16 protein-coding genes are annotated in these 19,796 nt (G+C 74.2%); 15 read left to right on the forward strand and 1 reads right to left on the reverse strand.

Translation table 11 applies throughout. The features are described from left to right. Window positions 1-60: 60 nt before the first annotated feature. From NAEX_RS28985 to NAEX_RS29035, 11 genes are all read left to right on the forward strand, one after another. A complete protein-coding gene (locus NAEX_RS28985; protein WP_245913822.1) occupies window positions 61-438 on the forward strand; it encodes a sensory rhodopsin transducer in 378 nt (125 codons plus the stop codon). A 36-nt stretch (window positions 439-474) separates the two neighbouring features. After that, window positions 475-1,428, forward strand: a complete 954-nt coding sequence (locus NAEX_RS28990; RefSeq protein WP_096330721.1) for a ribokinase — start codon at window positions 475-477, stop codon at window positions 1,426-1,428. After that, window positions 1,425-3,890: a glycoside hydrolase family 65 protein gene (locus NAEX_RS28995; RefSeq protein ID WP_096330722.1), complete on the forward strand. Its 2,466-nt coding sequence runs from the start codon at window positions 1,425-1,427 to the stop codon at window positions 3,888-3,890. The genes NAEX_RS28990 and NAEX_RS28995 overlap by 4 nt, the downstream gene beginning before the upstream one ends. Next, a complete protein-coding gene (locus NAEX_RS29000) occupies window positions 3,872-4,867 on the forward strand; it encodes a TIGR03885 family FMN-dependent LLM class oxidoreductase (protein WP_096330723.1) in 996 nt (331 codons plus the stop codon). Before NAEX_RS28995 ends, NAEX_RS29000 begins: the two co-directional genes overlap by 19 nt. A 424-nt stretch (window positions 4,868-5,291) precedes the next feature. Then, window positions 5,292-6,464, forward strand: coding sequence for a sulfite oxidase (locus NAEX_RS29005; protein WP_096330724.1), 1,173 nt, complete (start codon window positions 5,292-5,294; stop codon window positions 6,462-6,464). A 432-nt stretch (window positions 6,465-6,896) separates the two neighbouring features. Beyond that, window positions 6,897-8,288, forward strand: coding sequence for a S1 family peptidase (locus NAEX_RS29010; protein WP_096330725.1), 1,392 nt, complete (start codon window positions 6,897-6,899; stop codon window positions 8,286-8,288). 374 nt (window positions 8,289-8,662) lie between these two features. Beyond that, on the forward strand, window positions 8,663-9,478 hold the full coding sequence (locus NAEX_RS29015; RefSeq protein WP_096330726.1) for a fatty acid desaturase: 816 nt from the start codon (window positions 8,663-8,665) through the stop codon (window positions 9,476-9,478). A gap of 129 nt (window positions 9,479-9,607) precedes the next feature. Next, a complete protein-coding gene (locus NAEX_RS29020) occupies window positions 9,608-9,799 on the forward strand; it encodes a hypothetical protein (protein WP_096330727.1) in 192 nt (63 codons plus the stop codon). 214 nt (window positions 9,800-10,013) lie between these two features. Further along, a complete protein-coding gene (locus NAEX_RS53945; RefSeq protein ID WP_096330728.1) occupies window positions 10,014-10,964 on the forward strand; it encodes a hypothetical protein in 951 nt (316 codons plus the stop codon). A gap of 303 nt (window positions 10,965-11,267) precedes the next feature. Further along, window positions 11,268-12,785 carry a UDP-N-acetylmuramoyl-L-alanyl-D-glutamate--2,6-diaminopimelate ligase gene (locus tag NAEX_RS29030; RefSeq protein ID WP_170136089.1) on the forward strand — a complete coding sequence of 506 codons (1,518 nt, stop codon included), beginning with the start codon at window positions 11,268-11,270 and terminating at the stop codon, window positions 12,783-12,785. Between the two features lie 684 nt (window positions 12,786-13,469). Then, window positions 13,470-13,979, forward strand: a complete 510-nt coding sequence (locus NAEX_RS29035; protein WP_143140373.1) for a hypothetical protein — start codon at window positions 13,470-13,472, stop codon at window positions 13,977-13,979. Between the two features lie 84 nt (window positions 13,980-14,063). Here the strand turns inward: NAEX_RS29035 and NAEX_RS29040 are convergent, their stop codons facing one another. Next, window positions 14,064-15,032, reverse strand: a complete 969-nt coding sequence (locus tag NAEX_RS29040) for a hypothetical protein (protein ID WP_143140374.1) — start codon at window positions 15,030-15,032, stop codon at window positions 14,064-14,066. Between the two features lie 107 nt (window positions 15,033-15,139). On the opposite strand from NAEX_RS29040, the gene NAEX_RS50850 reads away from it, so the two are divergent. From NAEX_RS50850 to mtnA, 4 genes are read left to right on the forward strand one after another with little or no spacing between them, the layout of a single operon-like run. Beyond that, window positions 15,140-15,439 carry an Asp-tRNA(Asn)/Glu-tRNA(Gln) amidotransferase subunit GatC gene (locus NAEX_RS50850; protein WP_170136090.1) on the forward strand — a complete coding sequence of 100 codons (300 nt, stop codon included), beginning with the start codon at window positions 15,140-15,142 and terminating at the stop codon, window positions 15,437-15,439. Next, complete coding sequence (locus tag NAEX_RS29045) at window positions 15,436-17,220, forward strand: amidase (RefSeq protein WP_275937560.1); 1,785 nt, start codon at window positions 15,436-15,438, stop codon at window positions 17,218-17,220. Before NAEX_RS50850 ends, NAEX_RS29045 begins: the two co-directional genes overlap by 4 nt. After that, on the forward strand, window positions 17,217-18,680 hold the full coding sequence (gatB, locus tag NAEX_RS29050) for an Asp-tRNA(Asn)/Glu-tRNA(Gln) amidotransferase subunit GatB (protein ID WP_170136091.1): 1,464 nt from the start codon (window positions 17,217-17,219) through the stop codon (window positions 18,678-18,680). The genes NAEX_RS29045 and gatB overlap by 4 nt, the downstream gene beginning before the upstream one ends. Continuing rightward, window positions 18,677-19,732: an S-methyl-5-thioribose-1-phosphate isomerase gene (gene mtnA / locus NAEX_RS29055; RefSeq protein WP_245913824.1), complete on the forward strand. Its 1,056-nt coding sequence runs from the start codon at window positions 18,677-18,679 to the stop codon at window positions 19,730-19,732. The genes gatB and mtnA overlap by 4 nt, the downstream gene beginning before the upstream one ends. Window positions 19,733-19,796: the final 64 nt, after the last annotated feature.

The following is a 19,796-nucleotide window of genomic DNA, read 5'->3' on the forward strand; positions in this document are numbered from 1 at the left end:
CGTGGCGACGCTCGCGGCGGCTGGCTTGCGTGCGGCGAGGACACCGCTCAAGGGTTCGGCGTGAGCGAAACACCGCTGGGTCATCGTCGCTGGGCCATCGCCGACGGGTACATTCCCCAGGGCAGCCACGGCCCCGAGCCGGAGATGACGAGCCATGAGACGGCCTCGATCCTCAACGCCTCGGACCGGGACGCCCAAGTGCGATTCACGATTTACTTCGCCGATCGCGAGCCGGCCGGGCCGTACCGGGTGACGGTGCCGGCCCGGCGCACGCGACACGTGCGCTTCAACGACCTCGTCGATCCGGAGCCGATCCCGCGGGCCACCGACTTCTCGTGCGTGATCGAGTCGGACCAGCCGATCGTGGTCCAGCACACGCGCCTCGATTCGCGGCAGGCCGAGAACGCGCTCATCACCACGATCGCCTTTCCGGCCTGACCTGCGCCGCGCGGCTCGGACTCGGAGCATTCGATCATGATGAACGCCGACGATCCCATCCTGCTCGCGCTGGGCAGCATCAACCTCGATCTGCAGGTCCGCGCCGACCGCTGGCCCGGGCCGGGCGAGACCTTGCCGGTCCGCGACCTGCTCCGCACCGGCGGGGGCAAGGCGGCCAACCGCGCGTTCCTGGCCCGGCGGCTCGGTGTGCGCGCATGTCTCTTGGGACATGTCGGCGACGACGACTTCGGCGAGGAGGCGCTGCGCGGGCCGCGGGAGGTCGGGGTCGACGTCTCGCACGTGCAGCAGGTCGAGGGGCAGGCGACGGCGCTGGCGATGATCGTCGTGCGGGCCGACGGCGGCAAGACGATCCTGCTGGCGGCCAACGCCAACGAGGCGTGGCGCGAGGGCGACGTCGACGCGGTGGTGAAAATCGTCGAGGCGGCGCCGGAGGGGTCGGTGCTGACCGTCGACCTCGAGGTGCCGATCGCCGTCGTGCGCGCGGCGGTGGGGGCGGCGCAGGACCGGGGGTTCAAGGTGTTGCTCGATCCATCGCCGGCCGACCGCATGCCCGACGACCTCTACGCGAGGGTCGACGTCATCACCCCCAACCCCGAGGAGGCGCGCGGCCTCCTCGGCGTCGCGGTCGAGTCCGAAGAGGATGCGATGCGGGCCGGCGAGCAGCTGGTCGCGCGCGGCGTCGGGGTCGCGTGCGTCAAGCTGCCGGACGGCGGCGCGGCGCTGGTGAGCGCGGACCGGCGCGAGGTCGTGGCGCCGCTCGACGTCGACGTCGTCGACGAGACGGGGGCGGGCGACGCGTTCGCGGGGGCGCTCGGGGTGGCGCTGCTCGAGCGGCAGGAGCTGCTGCAGGCGGTCAAGTTCGCGGCGGCGGCGTCGAGCCTGGCCTGCACGGGGTACGGGTCGCAGGCGGCCTACCCCGATCGCGGGCAGCTCGAGCGCGCGCGGGGCGGCCGGGAGCGGCGCCGATGAGCCCGCACGACCGCGACGGGGCCCGGCTGGCGCCGTGGTCGCTCGTCTACGAGTCGTTCGACGCGGAGCACGAGGGGCAGCGCGAGGCCCTGTGCGCGCTCGGCAACGGTCACTTCGTCACGCGCGGCGCGGTCCCGTGGGCGGCCGCCGGCGGGCCGCACTATCCGGGCACCTACCGCGCCGGGCTCTACAATCACAAGACCAGCGTGGTCGACGGGCAATCGCTGCACCACGAGGGTCTCGTCAACCTCCCCAACTGGGTCCGGGTCGACGTCGGCCTCGGCGACGGCGAGTGGTTCTCGCTCGAGCGGGCCGCGGTGCGTCAATATCGGCAGGAGCTCGACCTGCGCCGGGGGCTGCTCGTGCGCGAGGTCCGCTTCGAGCTCGCCGGCCGGCGGGCGACGCTGACCGAGCGGCGGCTGGTCCACTTCGCCGAGCCGCACCTGGCGGCGCAGCAGCTGCGGCTCGAGGTCGAGGGCGAGGGGGCGAAGGTGCACCTGCGCTCCTGGCTCGACGGACAGGTGACGAACGGCAACGCCGACGAGTACCGCGGGGCCGACGGCGACCACCTCGAGCAATTCGAGGTCGCGGCGCCGGGCGCGGGGCTGCTGACGCTGCGGGCCCGCACCTGCGGCTCGCGCCTCGAGTTCGCGCTGGCGACGCGCACGCGCGTGTTCGTCGAGGGCGGCGAGGTCGGGCCGCTCGAGCCGCGCATCGAAGGGGCCGAGGCGGTGGGGCTGCAGACGTGCGTCGAGCTGCAGACCGGCGGGCGGGTGACGCTGGAGAAGATCGCCGCGCTCTACGCCCGTCACGACCGCACCATCCGCGAGCCGCTCGAGGCGGCCACCCGCGCGGCCTGTGGCGCCGACGACTTCGAGGCGCTGCTGCCCGCGCACGCGCGCGCGTGGGCCGAGCTGTGGGACCGCTTCGACGTCGACGTCGAGGACGAGCAGGCGACGACGACGACCTTGCGGCTGCACCTGTTCCACATCCTGCAGACGGTCTCGCCGCACACGATCGGGCTCGACGCCGGGATCCCCGGGCGCGGCTGGCACGGCGAGGGCTACCGCGGGCACGTGTTCTGGGACGAGCTGTTCGTGTTCCCGGTGCTCGCCTACCGCCTGCCCGAGCTGGCGCGCTCGCTGCTGCTGTACCGCTTCCGCCGCCTGCCGGCCGCGCGGGCGGCGGCCCGCGAGGCCGGGCTGCGCGGGGCGATGTTCCCGTGGCGCAGCGCCAGCGACGGCCGCGAGGTCAGCGAGCCGCGGCGCAAGAACTCGCGCTCGGGTCGGTGGATCGCCGACAGCAGCTATTTGCAGCGGCACATCGGCGCGGCCGTGGCCTACAACGTGTGGCATTATTACGAGATCACCGGCGACCGCGAATTCATGGCCGAGCACGGCGCCGAGATGCTGGTGGAGATCGCCCGCTTCTGGGCCAGCGCGGCGGAGTTCGACCCGGCGCGCGAGCGCTTCGTCATCCGCGGGGTCGGCGGGCCCGACGAGTTCCACGACGCCTACCCCGACGCCGCCCGCCCCGGGCTCGACAACAACGCGTACACCAACGTCATGGCGGTGTGGACGCTGATGCGGGCCCGCGAGGCGCTGGAGCTGCTGCCGGCGGGGGCGCGGCGGCTGTTGGTCGACAAGCTGGGGCTCGGCGACGACGAGCGCGCGGCCTGGGCGGACATCACCCGCCGCATGTTCGTGCCGTTCCACGGCGAGGGGCTCATCAGCCAGTTCGAGGGCTACGAGCGGCTGGCCGAGTTCGACTGGGACCTCTACCGCGCGCGCTACCGCGACGACATCCACCGGGTCGACAACATCCTCGAGGCCGAGGGCGACACGGCCAACCGCTACAAGGTGTCGAAGCAGGCCGACGTGCTGATGCTGTTCTACCTGCTCGCGCCGGAGGAGCTGCGGGCGATCTTCACCGGCCTCGGTTATGCGTGGGACGACGCGATGCTGGCCCGCAACACCCGCTATTACTTGCAGCGGACGTCGCACGGGTCGACGCTGAGCCGGGTCGTCCACGCGTGGGTGCTGGCGCGCTGCGATCCGGCGCACTCGTGGAAGATGCTGCGCGAGGCGCTGGGCAGCGACCTCGGCGACATCCAGGGCGGGACGACGGCGGAGGGCGTCCACCTCGGGGCGATGGCCGGCACGATCGACATCTTCCAGCGCTGTTACACGGGGCTCGAGGCGCGCGAGGGGGCGCTGTGGCTGCGGCCGGCGCTGCCCGACGAGCTGAAGTGCGTGTCGTTCCGGCTGCGGCACCGCAGCGCGTGGCTGTCGTTGACGGTCCGCAACGAGCAGGTGACGGTGCGCGTCGACGACGACGCGGCGCACGCGGTGACGGTGCGGATCGACGGCCGCGCCGAGGAGGTCGCGCCGGGCGAGACCCGCACCTTCGCGGTCGCGCCCGCCCGCGAGCGGGCCGTCGGAGAATGCGTGGGGTCGCCGTGAAGCTGGCGTATCATTGCTCCCACGAGCAGTTCGCGCCGAGCGAGCTGCTGGCGCTGGCGCGCAAGGCCGAGGCGGCGGGCTTCGACGCGGCGACCTGCTCGGACCACTTCCACCCGTGGAGCGAACGCCAGGGCCACAGCGGCCACGCGTGGACGTGGCTCGGGGCGGCGCTGCAGGCGACCTCGTTCGGCTTCGGGGTGGTGACGGCGCCCGGGCAGCGCTACCACCCGGCCGTGCTGGCGCAGGCGGTGGCGACGCTGCTCGAGCTGTTCCCCGGCCGCTTCTGGCTGGCGATCGGCAGCGGCGAGCAGCTCAACGAGGGCATCACCGGCGAGATTTGGCCGCCGAAGGCGCGGCGCAACGAACGGCTGCGCGAGTGCGCCGACGTGATGCGCGCGCTGTGGGCCGGCGAGACGGTGACGCACCGCGGGCTCGTGCGCGTCGAGGGGGCGAAGCTGTACACGCGGCCGCGCGCGCGGCCGCAGCTGTTCGGCGCGGCGCTCACGGCCGAGACGGCGCGCTGGCTCGGGAGCTGGGCCGACGGGCTCATCACCGCGGCGCAGCCGGACCACGAGCACGCGCGGGTGATCGAGGCGTTCCGCGAGGGCGGGGGCGAGGGCAAGCCGGTGCACCTCAAGGTGCAGCTGGCCCACGCGGCCGGCGAGGCGGCGGCGCTGCAGGGGGCGTGGGAGCAGTGGCGCACCAACGTGTTCGCCAGCGACCTGCTGGCCGATCTGCGGACGCCGGCGCAATTCGAGGCGGCCGCGGCGTTCGTGACGCCGGAGGCGATGCGCGGGCCGGTGCGCGTGGCGGCCGACCCGTCGCGCCACGTCGAGTGGCTGGCCCGCGACGCGGAGCTCGGCGTCGACCTGGTGTCGCTCCACCACGTCGGTCGCGATCAGGAGCGCTTCATCGCCGACTTCGCGGCCCGCGTGCTGCCCCAGCTGCGGGGGCGCGGCGAGGCGCGGGAAGGGTGAGCGGCGGGGAGTGATTCGAGGGCCGTCGATTCGCGCGGTCGGCGGCGAGCAAGCGCGCAGCATCGTCGACTCGCGTGATTCGCTGCGATTCGTCTGGTGATGGACGCATTCGCCCGCGAGCAGGAGCGCAGCCCCGGCGAGCCGCGCCGTCGTCGGGCTCGTCGACGCCGCGGTGCTGATCCGCGGAGGTCGTGGCATTGCACGGGCTGCTGCGAATCCCAGGTGGCCGGTGGCAGCGCCCGCGTCGGCATGCCGCGCAGGGCCTCGCGGGCTCGCCGGCCGCGGCGCCGGGTCTCGGACTCGCGTCTTCGCGCATGAGTCCGGCGATGGCGGCGGCGGACCGCGAGCGATCGGTGCATGCCCATGTTTCGCCGGCGGAGGTCGCTCGCGAAGGTCGGGGCTGGCGGAACGGGACGCGTTGCGCATGGTTCCGGGCGTGCGGATCCACCACCGCTCGCGCCGTCGGTTCCTCGCGCTCGCGGGCGGCGGGGGCATCACCGCCGCGCTCGCGTGTGCGCCGGGTGCCGGGCGAGCGCGCGGCGGTCCGGAGCTCGTCAAGGCGCTGTCGCCCGAGCTGTTCATCCGCCACGGGGCGCACAACGCCGAGACGCGGCTCGAGAGCTTGCCGGTCGGTCGGCTCGTCACGCCGATCGATCGCTTCTACGTGCGCAACCACGGACCGACGCCGCGGCTGTCGCCGGCCGACTGGCGGCTCGAGATCCACGGCGACGCCGTCGAGCGGCCGGTCAGCTTGACGTACGAGGAGCTGGTCGCGCTGCCGACGATGACGATCACGCGCTACCTCGAGTGCGCCGGCAACGGCCGCGCCTACTTCCCCGACCTGCTCGGTCTCCCCGTCGACGGCGACCCGTGGCGCGACGGCGCCTACGGGGTGGCGGAGTGGACCGGGGTGCCGCTCTCGAGCTTGCTGGCGCTGGCGGGCCTGCGCGACAGCGCGGCCTGGGTGATGCCGGTCGGCCTCGATGCGGAGGGCTACGCGCGGCCGATGCCGCTGGCGAAGGCCATGATGGCCGACACGATCCTCGCTCATCGCATGAACGGCGAGGCGCTGCCGATGGACCACGGGTTCCCCGCGCGCGTGGTCGTGCCGGGGTGGATCGGGGCGGCCAGCGTGAAGTGGGTCGGCGCGCTCGAGGTCACGGCGCAGCAGCCCGCGGTCGCGGCCAACACCGAGGACTACGTGATGCTCGGCGCCGACTATCCCGGGCCGCCGCCGGTGTTGACGGCGCTGGTGATCAAGAGCGCCGTCTGCTTGCCGTGGCCCGCGGTGCTGCCCGCGGGGCGACGGACGATCCACGGCCTCGCGTGGTCGCCGTTCGGGAAGATCGCCAGGGTCGACGTCAGCCTCGACGGCGGGCGCACGTATCCCCGCGCGGCGCGCCTCGTCGGCGACAACCTGCCGGTCGCGGGCACGTGGTGGGAGCTCGACGTCGAGGCGCCGCCGGGCGACCTCACGGTCACGCCGCGCGCGGTCGACGAGCACGGGCACACGCAGCCGCCGCTGGTGCAGCAGCGGCCGAACGACAAGGGCTATCTGTTCGCGGCCCCGGTGCCGCACCCGATCCGCTTCGTGTAGCTGCAAGCGATGGCCTGGCCGCGAGCGCTCGCGTCTCTCGCGGGCGATCGACCGGCGAACTCGAAGGGTGTCGCCCGATGCAGTCGGGTCTCGAAAGCCGCATCACCGAGGCGAAGGTCCTCGGTGCCGCACCGATCATTCTTCGCGCGCGCCGGATGGGCCTCCGAAAGCCCCCACGTGGGGGCTCGGGCCCCGGCAGGTGCTTTCGCGCTTGACTCCCTGTACCTGTTCGCGATAGCGAGGGGATGAGCTAGGGTTCGCGTGTCCACGCAGCGACGTACGATTCGACCGACTCGCACCCACCGAATGAGGTGGGGCGGGAATTGACGTCACTGGCACGTTCGCCCCTGGCTGATCCGGGCCAATGAGGCCCGGCCCCCCGCGGCTCTGCGCCGCCATCGCCCGATCAGCTCATCGACAAGGACGCTCGCCATGACGCATCACCGTCTGCCAGGGAAGATTGTTCTGTTCACGCCGCTCTCGCTGCTCGCGCTGGTCGCCTGCGACCCGGAGATCGAGACCGACGCCGAGCTCGACGCCGTGGACGTCGCGTCGGCCAAGGCCGACATCACCGACGCCGGGCAGCCGACGATCATCAGCCACGAGGAGCTGTTCGCCGGCGTGGCCGACCCGCCGCCGGCGCCTCCGCGCGACGACGCGGTCAGCGACGAGTTCACGGCGGAGGTCGACGAGGAGGGCGAGGCGATCTACGGCGGCACGACGGTGCCGGTGTGCGGCTGGGCCTCCACGGTCGAGCTCGGCGGCTCGTGCACGGGCACGCTGGTCCACCCGCAGGTGGTCATCTACGCCGCGCACTGCGGCGCGAGCTACAGCAAGATCTACTTCGGCGAGAAGTACACGACGCCGGCCAAGACGGTGACGCCGCAGTGGTGTAAGGTCTACCCGGGCGGCCAGCCCGGCGACGGCAACGACTTCGCGGTGTGCAAGCTGGCGACGCCGGTCAACGACGTGCCGATCGTGCCGATCCTGATGGGCTGCGAGACGAGCAACCTGCAGCCCGGCAAGTCGGTCACGCTGGTCGGCTTCGGCAACGCCGACAACGGGCCCTACGGCGTGAAGCGCCAGGTGACGACGACGATCAACGGCTTCCAGGGCGACGAGATCTCGATCGGCGGCAACGGCAAGGACACCTGTCAGGGCGACTCCGGCGGCCCGGCGTTCATCAAGCTGGCCGATGGGACATGGCGCGTGTTCGGCATCACCTCGTACGGCGGGGCGTGCGGCAGCGGCGGCATGTACTCGATGATGCACAAGGGCATCCAGTGGTTCGAGCAGCAGACGGCGCTCGACCTGACCCCGTGCCACAACGTCGACGGCACCTGGAACCCGGGCCCCGGCTGCTACAACTTCCAGACCAACCCGGGCAGCGTGAACGACACGTGGACGGGCGGCTGCAACGCGGGCGCCCCGAGCGGCGCGTACAGCCAGACCTGCGGCGCGGCCTACGGGGGCGGCGGCAACCCGCCGCCGCCGCCGCCGGACCCGGCGCCCTGCACCGGCTGCACCGAGTACGGCGGCACGCTGTCGGGGGCCGGCGACGCCGACCAGCACCCGAACGGCAGCTACTACCAGAGCACGACGTCCGGCGCGCACGAGGGCTACCTGGTCGGGCCGGCCGGCACCGACTTCGACCTCTACCTGTACAAGTGGAACGGCAGCGCGTGGGCGGCGGTCGCCAAGGCCGAGACCGCGTCGACGAACGAGACGATCAAGTACAGCGGCACCGCCGGCTACTACGCCTGGCTGGTCCAGTCGTACAGCGGCAGCGGCACTTACAAGCTGTGGGTCAAGAAGCCGACCTGAGCGCCGCGCGGGCGTGAGGCCCCTCGGCTGTATCGCAGGACATGTCCCTTAAAGCATGTCCTGCGAGCGTGGAGCGTTTCGGGCCCGGGGATCCCCGCGTGGGCCCGGCGCGCCGGTTGTAGCGAAACCTCCGGCGCGGCATGCACGAGTTCGCCGATCCGGCAAGCGGACGACCGGCCGGGTCCGAAAGACCGCGGTGGCTCGTGAGGGCCGTCAAGTGGGCCCAGAGGCCGCGGTGCACGTGCATCGATCGCCGTCCCGAGAGTGAACTTCGTTCGCCTGTCCCCGCCCGGTGAAGGTCGTCCGCGGAGCGCGCTTTGCGAGGCGCGGCGGTTCTCGCTATCACGGGGGCTGTGGCGGGGAACCTCCGGACCATGGCGGCGCGCACTCTCCGCATGACGCGGCGAGAAGTGAACGCGCTGTTCCCCGGCGACCCGCGCACGCGCTACGACGACGCGATGCTCGGCTGGTCGCTGGCCTTCCACGCCAGCTACTTCGCGTTCGTGGCCGAGGTGATGCCGGCCTGGCTGTTCGGCCCGCTCGGGGTGGTGCTGTTCCTGCGCTACTTCAACCGCTGGCACGAGGCGCTGCACTCCGATCAGCGCGGCGCGTCGCGCTGGCACCCGGCGCGGTCGCTGCTGGTGGTGGTGTCGCCGATCTACCTCGGCCGCGCGCAGCTCGAGGAGCTGCACGTGATGCACCACCGCGAGGAGGGCAGCGAGGCCGACCCCGACCGCGAGATGATGCACTGCGGCCCGCTGCGCTCGACGCTGCTGTGCCTGGTCCAGCCGGAGCTGCTGGCGTGGTGGTACCTGCGGCGCCGCGGCCTCGACCCGCGCCTGGCGGTGGAGATGTTCACCCACGCGGCCACGTGGTCGGCGCTGATGTGGATCGGCGGGCTGCGCGGCTTTGTCGCCTACAACCTGGTGGTGCGGATCGGCAACGCGCTGGCCTGGCTGGTGTTCGCGTGGCTGGTCCATCAGCCATGGCTCTACGGACATGTCGAACCGCCCGAGTTCCCGCGCCCGCTGCGGTGGCTGTGGATCGCGCTGGTCGGCCGCGAGAACTACCTGGGCGTGCGCTTCCACTTCCTCCACCACCTGTTCACGGCGGTGCCCGACCGCCGGCTGCCGGCCCTGGCGCGACGCCTGGCCCCGGCAGCGGCCGAGAGCGCCCCCGAGGCGGCCTGAGTCGTTCCCTGGCGCAAGCGACAGGGGAGCGGCCAAAACGGCGCCTCGGCGCGACTGCCGCCTTGCCGGGGAGCGGCGACGAGGCGGCGTGGGCTGGCGCAGCGACCGAGATCACCCATGTTGGCGGGCATGACGCGGCTCATCCGCGAGGCGATCGCAGAGGGCACGATCGCCGCCGCAGGCGACCGCGATCCGGCCAGCATCGCCCTGGCGCTCACGAGCGACGACGGGACCCCGATCCCCGACGTCGACATCGCCGACATCCGGATCGACGCGATGATCGTCGGCGCGGCGGGGTCCCGGCGCGCATCGCCGGCGTGACGCCAGGTCGTCTCCCCGACACGTACATCGCGCAGGTCGTGCCACTGCGGGAGGAGACCTGGAAGCCCGGCGGACATGTGTTCGCCGTCGCAGTGGCCCACGGAAGCGCGGCGCGGGCTCACGCTGACCCGCGTCGTGCTGGCCCGAGGTGCGCGGGTGCCCGCGGGGGAGGTTCGCTTCCGTAGCGATTCCCGTCTATGCTTGGGACCCGCCGATGACGGACTCCGGTGATATCTGGCAGCGCTACGACGCGAAGGTCCTGCAGATCCAGCAGCTCGAGGCGCGGGTGGCGGAGCTCGAGGGGGCGGTCGCGACCGGTCGGCACGAGCGCGACCACTGGGCTCAGCTGGCCCGCCAGCTGAACAAGAAGCTGCAGGTGGCGGCCGGGCTGGCGCAGCGGCTGCGCGCGGCCCAGCACGAGCCGCAAGCCCCGCTGCCGTCGGTGATCGTCGCCAGCCCCCAGAGCGGCGCGAGCCAGGAAGAATTCGACCGCGCCCGCGAGGTGCTGGGCCTGGTGCTGTCGGCGTTGACCCGGGCCCTCGACGACGACGACGAGGCGGTCGCCGAGCTCGGCCGTCGCCTGCGTCACCACGCCGGGGGCAAGCTGCTGCACAGCATCACCCGCGGCACGCTGACGCTGGTGCCGGTCGACGGCCGCTACCTCGTCGATCGCGCGTGGCTGGAGCGCCTCGACCTGACGGCGCTGCGCGGCGAGCTCGACGTCGCGGCTCAGTCCGGCATCTACCCGCGACCGGCGGGCTCGTCGATCGTCCACACCGAGCCGCCGATCCGCCGGCCCGACCTGCAGGCCCGCCTCGCCGAGCTCGGCCCGTCGCCGGCCTCCCCCGCGCCCGCCTCCCGCCCGGCGCCGATCGCCATCTCCGGCGAGCTGGAGATCGAGCTCGAGCACGAAGAGTACGACGCGTATACGGACCTGCCGCCGCCGCCGCCGATGCCCGCGGCCCAGCTGCTGATGCCGCCGCCGCCGCTGCTCGCGGCGCTGCCGGCCGAAGATGTCCTGCCGCCGCCGCCCCCGCCTACCGAGCCGCCGCGCCGCCTCGAAGACACGATGCGCGGCAAGATCCAGACGCCGGCGGCCCTGACCGAGGCGTTCATCCCGAACCTGCGGATCGGTCGCCTGGTCAAGACGCCCAGCGGCGGGTGAGGTCGCTGGGACATGTCCGCCGGGGCATGTTCGTCGGGGCATGTCCGCGAGGTCATGCGATGAATGCGCCGCCCGGCGAACGCAGGCAGATGTTCCGCGGGACAGGTGCTGGCGGGGACCGCGAGGCTGCGGCGGCGCCGCGGCGAGCCGCGGCCGCGCGGGCGCTCCCCGTGTGCGGCTGGATCGGATGTCCCGCGGGACAGGTCGTGGCGGGGACCCGGCCGGGGCGCGGGCGACACCGCCGCGGGTCGTCGGCCGCGCGGGCGCTTCCCGGGCGGGCGCGGCTGCGCTAGCCTGCCGGCGATGTCCGACACGCTGCGCCTCGGCGCCCTGCTCGCCGGCGAAGACGCGAGCTACCACGGCTGCGGGCCGGAGACGGCGGTGACGCGGCTGGTCGTCGATTCGCGGCGGGTGGTCCCCGGCGCGGCGTTCGTGGCGGTGCCGGGGCTGGCGCACGACGGGCACGCGTTCGTGCCGGCGGCTCTGGCGGCGGGCGCGGCGCTGGCGATCGTCGAGCGCGGGCGGCTGGTCGAGCCGCGACCGGAGCCGCGGGTCGAGCTGCCGGCGATCGCCGACGCGCTGCCGCGGCTGTGCGCGCGCGCCTGGGGCGAGCCGGGCGAGCACCTGCGCCTGGCCGGAGTGACAGGTACGAACGGCAAGACGACGGTGACCTTCCTGGTCGCGGCGATGCTGGCCGCGGCCGGGCGCAAGCACGCGCGGATCGGCACCGCCGGCAACTGGGTCGCCGACCGCGAGGAGCCGGCCGCGTTCACCACGCCGTTCCCGCTCGAGCTGCAGGAGCTGCTGGCGCGGGCCCGGGGCCGCGGAGCGACCGACGCGGTGATGGAGGTGTCGTCGCACGCGCTGGCCCAGGGGCGGGTCCGGCCGCTGCGCTACGAGGCGGCCGGGCTGACCAGCTTCTCGCAGGACCACCTCGACTTCCACGCGACGATGGCCGAGTACCTGGCCGCCAAGTGCCTGCTGCCGGCGGCCCACCTGCGGCCGGGCGGGGTGGTGGTCGCGGCGGTCGACGACCAGCCGGCGGCGCAGCAGTTCCTGGCCGCGGCGCCGGCCGGGGCGCGGGTGTGGCGAGCGTCGCGCGGCGGCTCGCCGGGGGCGGAGCTCTTCGCCTCTTCGGTCATGTCGGAAAGGACAGGGCTTAAAGCGCAGGTCGACACGCCGGCGGGGCCGCTCGCGCTGCGCTCGCCGCTGGTCGGCGCGTTCAACCTCGACAACCTGCTGGTGGCGATCGGGCTGGGGCTGGGGCTGGGGCTGCCGCTCGAGGCGATCGGCGCGGCGCTGGCGAGCTGCCGCGGGGCGCCGGGGCGGCTCGAGCGGGTCACGGTGGCCGGCGTCGAGGGGCCGGTGGTGCTGGTCGACTACGCGCACACGCCGGACGCGGTGGCGCGGGCGCTGCAAGCGGTGCGCAGGGCCTGCAGCGGGCGGCTGTTCGTGGTGCTCGGCTGCGGGGGCGACCGCGACCCGAGCAAGCGCGCGCCGATGGGCGAGTTCGCGGCCACCCTGGCCGACCGCTTCTACGCCACCTCCGACAACCCGCGCACCGAGGACCCGGAGGCGATCGTGGCACAGATGCTCGCCGGAGTGCCGCCGGCGCGCCGCGACCGGGTGGTGCCGCTGGTCGACCGCCGCGCCGCGATCGCCCGCGCGGTCGCGGAGGCCGGGGCCGACGACGTCATCGTGATCGCCGGCAAGGGCCACGAGGATTATCAGATCGTCGGGACGACCAAGCTGCACTTCGACGACCGCGAAGAGGCCGCCGCGGCGCTGCGCCTGCGCGGGTCCGCGAGTCGGGGGCCCTGATCGATCAAGGACGTCCTCGAGGACAGCCGGTGCTGCGATCGCCGGGTCGTCGGTGCGCAGCGGGCATGTGTCCGGTGAAGATCGCGGGGGTGGGGCGCCCCACGCCGGTGACTGCCGAACGCGCGCAAGGCAGCCGGGCCCGTCGGGCGACGGGTGGCGAGTCGAGCGCGCGACGGCGCAGAGGACTGGACGCATCGACTCGAGCGGCCGATTCGGGCCGCTGTCGCTTTTCCCGGTGATTCGTCGCGCTGGCGGCCGTCGAGCGGTTCGAGCCGCGAGCGGCGAGGTCGTCGTCGCGGCCTCCGGGGGCCGGCGACGGCGAGCGAGGGGCGCCGGCTTTGCGCGCCGTTGCGGGCGCGGAGGCGTCCGTGTCTGTGGACGCTGCTGCCATTGCCTGCGACCGGGCGAGCCGCGCACTGGATGTCCGCGAGGACAGGTGAGCCGCGGACCGCGGTGACGGGCGCGGTCGCGGGTTTGCGCCGCGGCTGTCCGAAGGGACAGGGGCGCGCCGCCGCGACCGCGGCGAGGCGGCGGGGTTGTTGCTCCGGTCCGTCGATCGCGGCCGGTCGCGGCCGTTGCGACCCACCCCACGTCGACCGCCGGCGGCGTCCGTGGTTGTGATCACGTCGACTCGTCCGCTGCCGGATGCGAGGTCAGAGTTACCTGGGAGGAATGGAGCGAGCGATGCGTACATTGATAGTGACGATGACCACGCTGGCGCTGATCGGTGCGCTGGTGTCGACGCTCGCGGCGGCGAGCGACAGCGCCGGCGCGGGCCCCCGGGTCACCGATCTCGAGGTGTTCCGCGACGGCCTCACCTTCGTCGCCTCGGGCAGCTTCACCGCCGGCGACGGCGAGCCGGCGCCGGTGCTGGTGCGGGCGCGCGGGCTGGTGACAGGCTCGTGCGTCGATCCGCGGGCGCGGGCGAGCCAGCCGTTCGCCCTGCCGATGGCCCTCATCGGCACCGGCGTGACCCGCCGGGCCGGGCGCGAGGCGACCTTCTTCGTCCGCACCAGCCCGCCCGCGGTCGCCGCCGCCGAGGTCTGCCCTGCCGCCGACTGGCGGGTCGCGCCGACCGACATCGAGTTCACCGCGGTCAAGCTGCAGGTCGGCCGCCCCGGCGCGCGCGTGCTGTGCCAGTTCCCCGCGGTCGACGGCCGCATCGACGACCCGGGCTGCCAGATCGACTCGTGAGCCGGAGCGGGCGAGATGGCGCAGAAGACATGTCCCTTGCGCCATGCCCCTTCGGACATGGCCACAAGGTCAGCGCGGCGCGGCTCAGTCGCCGAGGACGGTGACGGTGCGGACCTCGACGACCGCCTCGGCGCCGACGAACTCGCCGGCGTCGAACACGGTGCGGCCGGCGCGGGTGGCCGAGACGCGCAGGGCGGTGCCGGGGCTGTCGTCGAGGCCGAGCGCGTGCAGCTCGTCGAGGTCGGCGACGAACTTGCCGTCGTCGTGGGCCACGCAGGTGAGCTCCTCGCCGACCGGCTCGCCGCCGATGAGGCTGACGAGGCGTAGGACCAGCGGCTCGCGGCCGTCGGGGCGCCACTCGAGGCGGAGCTCGTCGCGGTCGCGGTCGACGGCGCCGGTCAGCGCGGCTGGCTCGGGCAGGCGCGGGCGCAGGGTGAAGCCGGGCAGCTCGTCGCCCTCGCCGTCGACGCGGACGACCAGCTCGGACGGGGCCGGCTCGCCCGGCGGCCACGCGCCGGCGGGCAGGCTGTCGCCCAGGTAGGTGTAGGTCACGCCGGAGATCGTCGGCACCAGGTCGGGCACGAGCGCCAGCGGGACGTCGATCGCGGCGTCGCCGAGGCCGACGCTGAGGTTGCCGGCGTCGAGCAGGATCAGCTCGCGCGCGCCGCTGCTGTCCTTCGAGACAGTGTCCTTGGAGACAGGTTCGTCGCCGACCAGGAGCTGGTCGCTGGGCGCGCAGTGGCCGGACCGCAGGCGCTCGGCCGGCGGCCGCGGCAGGTCGAGGCGGGTGCGCGCGGCGGCCTCGTCGTAGCCGCGGTACTGGGCGAACACCGCCGCGACCTCGAGCGCCGGCTCGTCGCCGCCGAACTCGCCCGGCGGCTGGACGACCACACGGATCTGGGCGAGGCGCGAGGTCGCGGCCGGCTCGCCGGACTCCTGCGGGGCGAGGCCCAGCTCGCCCGGCTCGTCGACGCCGCTGCACGCCGCGATCGCGGCGGCGAGCAGGAGGCCCAAAGCGGCGGGCCGGCGACTGGCGACGGGGCGGTCGGTCACGGATCCAGAATTACCGCGGCCTGGCGGCCAAGTCACGGAAGCGGGGCGACGCGCCGATCGCGACCCCTGTGGTAGGCTGCCGCACCCGCATGGACCCCGAGGCGGCTGTGGCGCTCGCACGCGCGGTTCTCGTCGATCTGACCGCTGACGAGGCGCGGGCGATCTCGGCGGCGCTCCAGCCGGTCCTGGCCCGCCTCCGAGCCCTGCCGGACACGTGTGCGGAGGGTGCGCCGGACGCCCGGCTGCGCGCCGAGCAAGTCCTGCGCGCCGATGTCCCGGGGCCGGCGCTGCCGCAGTCGCAGGCGCTCGCGGGGGTGCCGTCGACGACCCCCGACGGCCTGGTGCGGGTCGCGTCGTTCGCGGCGCCCGATGTGTCGTCGCCGTCACGCGAGGTCGGCTCGTCGTGACCGCGGACCGCGCGCAGATCGTCGCACTCTCCGCCGGTGAGCTCGCCGACGCGGTGCGAACCGGGACGATCGCCGCGGTCGAGGCGGCTCGCGCCTACCTCGCCCAGGTCGAGGACACGGCCGCGCGCCTCGGGGCTTACGTGCGCACCACGCCGGCGCTGGCGCTGGCCGAGGCCGCCGCGGTCGACGCGGCGCGGGCCCGCGGTGAGCCGCTCGGCCCGCTGGCGGGGGTGCCGTATGGCCTCAAGGACAGCCTCGTGACCGCCGGGGTGGCGACGGCCGCGGGCTCGCGGATGCTGGCCGGCTGGGTCCCGCCCTACGACGGCGCCCACGTCCGGCGCATGCGCGCCGCCGGGGCGGTGCTGCTCGGCAAGCTCGCGCTCGACGAGTTCGGCATGGGCGCCCACGGCGACCTGTGCGCGGATGTCCCGGAGGACAGGTTCTTGGACGGGGCGGGCGGCGAGCGGGCTTCGGAGCATGCGCGGATGGACATGTCCGGAAGGACATTCGCGCCCGTGCGGGCGCGCAGCGGCGCGGAGGGTGGGGCGGACGCGGCCGCGCGCGCCGCCGCGCGCGGGGGTGGCTGGCCCTCGGGACATCCTCGCGAGGGGTCGGGGCGGGGCGAGGGGCCGCGGGGCGCATGGTCTTCGGGACATGTCCCTTCAGACTCGCCGAGCGGGGCCGCGGGGCGGCGGTGGAGCGGGCCGTCCAACCCGTGGTCTTCGGGACATGTCCCGGGCGGCTCGTCGAGCGGGGCGGCGGCGGCGGTCGCGGGGCGGGCGGCGGCGGTCGCCGTCGGCAGCGACACGGGCGGATCGATCCGCGTGCCCGCGGCCCGCTGCGGGCTCGTCGGCGTGCGCCCGACCTGGGGCAGAGTGTCGCGGGCCGGGCTGGTCGCGTTCGCCTCGAGCCTCGACACCGTCGGCCCGCTGGCGCGCACCGTCGACGACGCGGCCCGCGTGCTCACCTGTCTCGCGGGACAGGACGATGCGGACAGCACCTCGCTGCGCGCGCCGGTGCCCGACTACGCGGCGATGGCGGCGCGCGGGCGCGGCGACGGGCTGCGCGGGGTGACGATCGGGGTCGACCCGGCCGGCCTCGCGGGCGTCGAGCCGGCGGTGGCGGAGGCGTTCGCGGCGGCGCTGGCGACCCTTGTCGGGGTCGGGGCGGCGATCGTCGAGGTCGCGCTGCCGGACCCGGGGCAGGCGCTGGCGGCCTACGCGGCGCTGTCGGCGGTCGAGGCGGTCAGCAACCTGGCCCGCTACGACGGCGTGCGCTACGGGCTGTGTGTCCCGAAGGACAGCTTCGCGGCGACGGCGGCGGCGACCCGCGGCGCCGGGTTCGGGCGCGAGGTCAAGCGCCGGCTGGTGCTGGGCGCGTGGCTGCAGGCCGAGCCGGAGCTGCTGGCGCGGGCCCGGGCGGCCCGGGCGACGGCGACCGCCGGGCTTCAGGCGGCGCTGGCCGGCTGCGACGCGCTGGCGAGCCCGACCTGCGCCGAGGCGGGGGTGCGCGTGCGAGAAGCTGTCCTCGAGGACAGTTTGCGAGCGGGCCGCGCCCTGGTCGACCTCGACGTCGACCGCTTCACCGTGGCCGCCAGTCTGGCCGGGTTGCCGGCGCTGTCGCTGCCGTGCGGGCTGACGGCGGGCCCGCCGGCGCTGCCGATCGGGCTCCACCTCGTGGGCCGGCGGCTCGAGGAGGGGCGGCTGCTGGCGATCGCGGCCGCGTTCGAGGCGGCGACGCCGTGGCGCGCGCGCCTGTTCGCCGGTCCGGAGGGCGCGTGACGTCCGAGCTCGTGCCGGTGATCGGGCTCGAGGTCCACTGCCGGCTGAAGACGGCGAGCAAGCTGTTCTCCGCCTGTCCCTTGCGACCTGGCGCAGCGGCCAACTCGGCCACCGACCCGTACACGTGGGCGCTGCCGGGGACGCTGCCGACGGTCAACGCCGCCGCGGTGGCGCTGGCGGTGCGGCTGGCGGCGGCGCTCGGCTGCGAGGTCGCCGAGGAGAGCGGCTGGGACCGCAAGCACTACTTCTACCCCGACCTGCCGAAGGGCTATCAGATCAGCCAGCACGCGCGCCCGCTGGCCCGCGGCGGCGGGCTCGAGGTGCCCGACCCGGAGGCGGGGCCGTGGGCGACGCGGGTGATCGCGCTGCAGCGGCTGCACCTCGAGGAGGACGCGGCGAAGGTCCACGCCGGCGCGCTGCTCGATTACAACCGGGCCGGGGCGCCGCTGGTCGAGATCGTGACGGCGCCTGTGATCCGCAGCGCTGCGGAGGCTGCGCGGGTGTTGCGGTCGCTGCGCTTGCTGCTGCTCCGCCTCGGTGTGTCCGACGCCACGATGGAGGACGGTTCGCTCCGCTGCGACGTGAATGTCTCGCTGCAGCGGCGGGGATCCTCGGCGCCGGGGGTGCGCTGCGAGATCAAGAACCTCAACTCGTTCAACTTCATCGAGCGGGCCGTGACGGCCGAGGTCGAACGCCAGGAGGCGCTGCTTGCCGCAGGAGTGCCGGTCACGCCGGTGACGTTGCGCTACGACCCGGCCCGCGCGGCGGTGCAGGTGATGCGCGTGAAGGAGACAGAGCTCGAATACCGCTGGCTCCCCGAGCCCGATCTGCCGCCGCTGCGCGTCGATCCGGCGGCGGCGGCGGCGGCGCGCGCGAGTCTGCCCGAGCTGCCCGAGCGGACCCGCATGCGCTACTGCGTGCTCGGGCTGGCGCCCATCGAGGCGGCGCAGCTGATCGACGAACCTGTCCTCGGGGACTGGTACGACGCGGCGCTGACGAGCCTCGGTCCGCGCGGGCCGGCGCTGGCGCGGCGGCTGTGCAAGTGGCTGACGGTCGAGCTGATCGGGCGCGTCCCGCCGGCGCAGCTGGCGTCTGCGAAGGTGGTGCCCGCGGCGCTCGCCGAGCTCGTCCGTATGCTCGAGTGCGGCGAGGTCAGCGCACCGGCGGCGAAGCAAATCCTGGATCTGCTGGTGGAGGAGGGCGGCGTCCCGGGTGGGATCGCCGCGCGCGAGGGCCTTCTCCTCGAGAACGACGACGCGGCGCTGACGGCGGCGATCGTCGAGGTGCTGCGTGGCTATCCGCAGCAGGTGGCGCAGTATCGCGCAGGAAAGGCGACGTTATGGGGATACCTTATTGGGCGGGTTATGCAGGTGCTGCGGGGTCGGGCCGACCCGCAACGCGTCCACAAACTCCTCGTGGTGGCGTTACAGTCGCCGCCCCCAGGAGACGAAACGATATGACCAGCGAATCCAGCGCGATGCTCCGCCCGGTCAAGCTCAGCCCCGACGGCCGGGTGCTGCACCTGCTCGACCAGCGTTCGCTCCCCGAGCGCGAGGACTGGCTCGACCTCGACGACGTCGAGTCGGTGGCGGAGGCGATCGAGCGGCTGGCGGTGCGCGGGGCCCCGGCGATCGGCTGCGCGGCGGCGCTCGGGTTGGTGGCCTCGTCGTGGCGCTTTTCGGACGACACGGTGATGTTCCGCGAGTCGTGCCTGATGGCGTGCGAGCGGCTGGCGCGGACCCGGCCGACCGCGGTCAACCTGTTCCACGCGATCGCCCACATGCGCGGCGCGCTGGCCGAGTGCCCGGCCGGGCTGGCGGTCGCCGGCGTGCGCGGGCACCTGCACGCGGCGGCGCTGCGCTACGTCGACGACGAGCTGCGCGCGTGCCTGACGATGGCGGACCACGGGGCGCCGCTGATGCCCGAGGTCGGCACGGTGCTGACGCACTGCAACACCGGGGCGCTGGCGACGGCCGGCTGGGGCACGGCGCTCGGCGTGATCCGGCGGGCCCACGCCAGCGGCAAGAAGATCCGCGTGCTCGCCGACGAGACGCGGCCGGTGCTGCAGGGCGCGCGGCTGACCGCGTGGGAGCTGCGGCACGACGGGATCCCCGTCGATGTCATCGCCGACAACATGGCCGGCGCGCTGATGGCCCGCGGCGAGATCCAGGCGGCCATCGTCGGCGCCGACCGGATCGCCCGCAACGGCGACGTCGCCAACAAGATCGGCACCTACACCGTGGCGGTCCTGTGCCGCTACCACCAGATCCCGTTCTACGTGGCGGCGCCGTGGTCGACGATCGACCCGTCGACCGCGAGCGGGGCGGAGATCCCGATCGAGGAGCGCGACCACAACGAGGTCCACCTCCACGGCGGCCGGCGCATGACCCCGGCCGGCGTCGGCGCCCGCAACCCGGCGTTCGACGTCACCCCCGCCGAGCTGGTCACCGCCTTCATCACCGAGCGCGGGGTGTTCCGCCCGGCGACGCTGTCGGCGCTGATGGATTCCTGAAAGGACATGCCGTAAGAGGCATGTTTGAGGGGACATGTGCGTAAGGGCATGTCCCTTCCGCCGT

This window comes from Nannocystis exedens, assembly GCF_002343915.1.
In the GTDB taxonomy this organism is placed as follows: domain Bacteria; phylum Myxococcota_A; class Polyangia; order Nannocystales; family Nannocystaceae; genus Nannocystis; species Nannocystis exedens.

Coding starts and splice junctions, on each gene's coding strand:
- NAEX_RS28990 (WP_096330721.1), top strand. CDS start 475: ATGATGAACGCCGACGATCCCATCCTGCTCGCGCTGGGCAGCATCAAC.
- NAEX_RS28995 (WP_096330722.1), top strand. CDS start 1,425: ATGAGCCCGCACGACCGCGACGGGGCCCGGCTGGCGCCGTGGTCGCTC.
- NAEX_RS29000 (WP_096330723.1), top strand. CDS start 3,872: ATGCGTGGGGTCGCCGTGAAGCTGGCGTATCATTGCTCCCACGAGCAG.
- NAEX_RS29005 (WP_096330724.1), top strand. CDS start 5,292: ATGGTTCCGGGCGTGCGGATCCACCACCGCTCGCGCCGTCGGTTCCTC.
- NAEX_RS29010 (WP_096330725.1), top strand. CDS start 6,897: ATGACGCATCACCGTCTGCCAGGGAAGATTGTTCTGTTCACGCCGCTC.
- NAEX_RS29015 (WP_096330726.1), top strand. CDS start 8,663: ATGGCGGCGCGCACTCTCCGCATGACGCGGCGAGAAGTGAACGCGCTG.
- NAEX_RS29020 (WP_096330727.1), top strand. CDS start 9,608: ATGACGCGGCTCATCCGCGAGGCGATCGCAGAGGGCACGATCGCCGCC.
- NAEX_RS53945 (WP_096330728.1), top strand. CDS start 10,014: ATGACGGACTCCGGTGATATCTGGCAGCGCTACGACGCGAAGGTCCTG.
- NAEX_RS29030 (WP_170136089.1), top strand. CDS start 11,268: ATGTCCGACACGCTGCGCCTCGGCGCCCTGCTCGCCGGCGAAGACGCG.
- NAEX_RS29035 (WP_143140373.1), top strand. CDS start 13,470: ATGCGTACATTGATAGTGACGATGACCACGCTGGCGCTGATCGGTGCG.
- mtnA (WP_245913824.1), top strand. CDS start 18,677: ATGACCAGCGAATCCAGCGCGATGCTCCGCCCGGTCAAGCTCAGCCCC.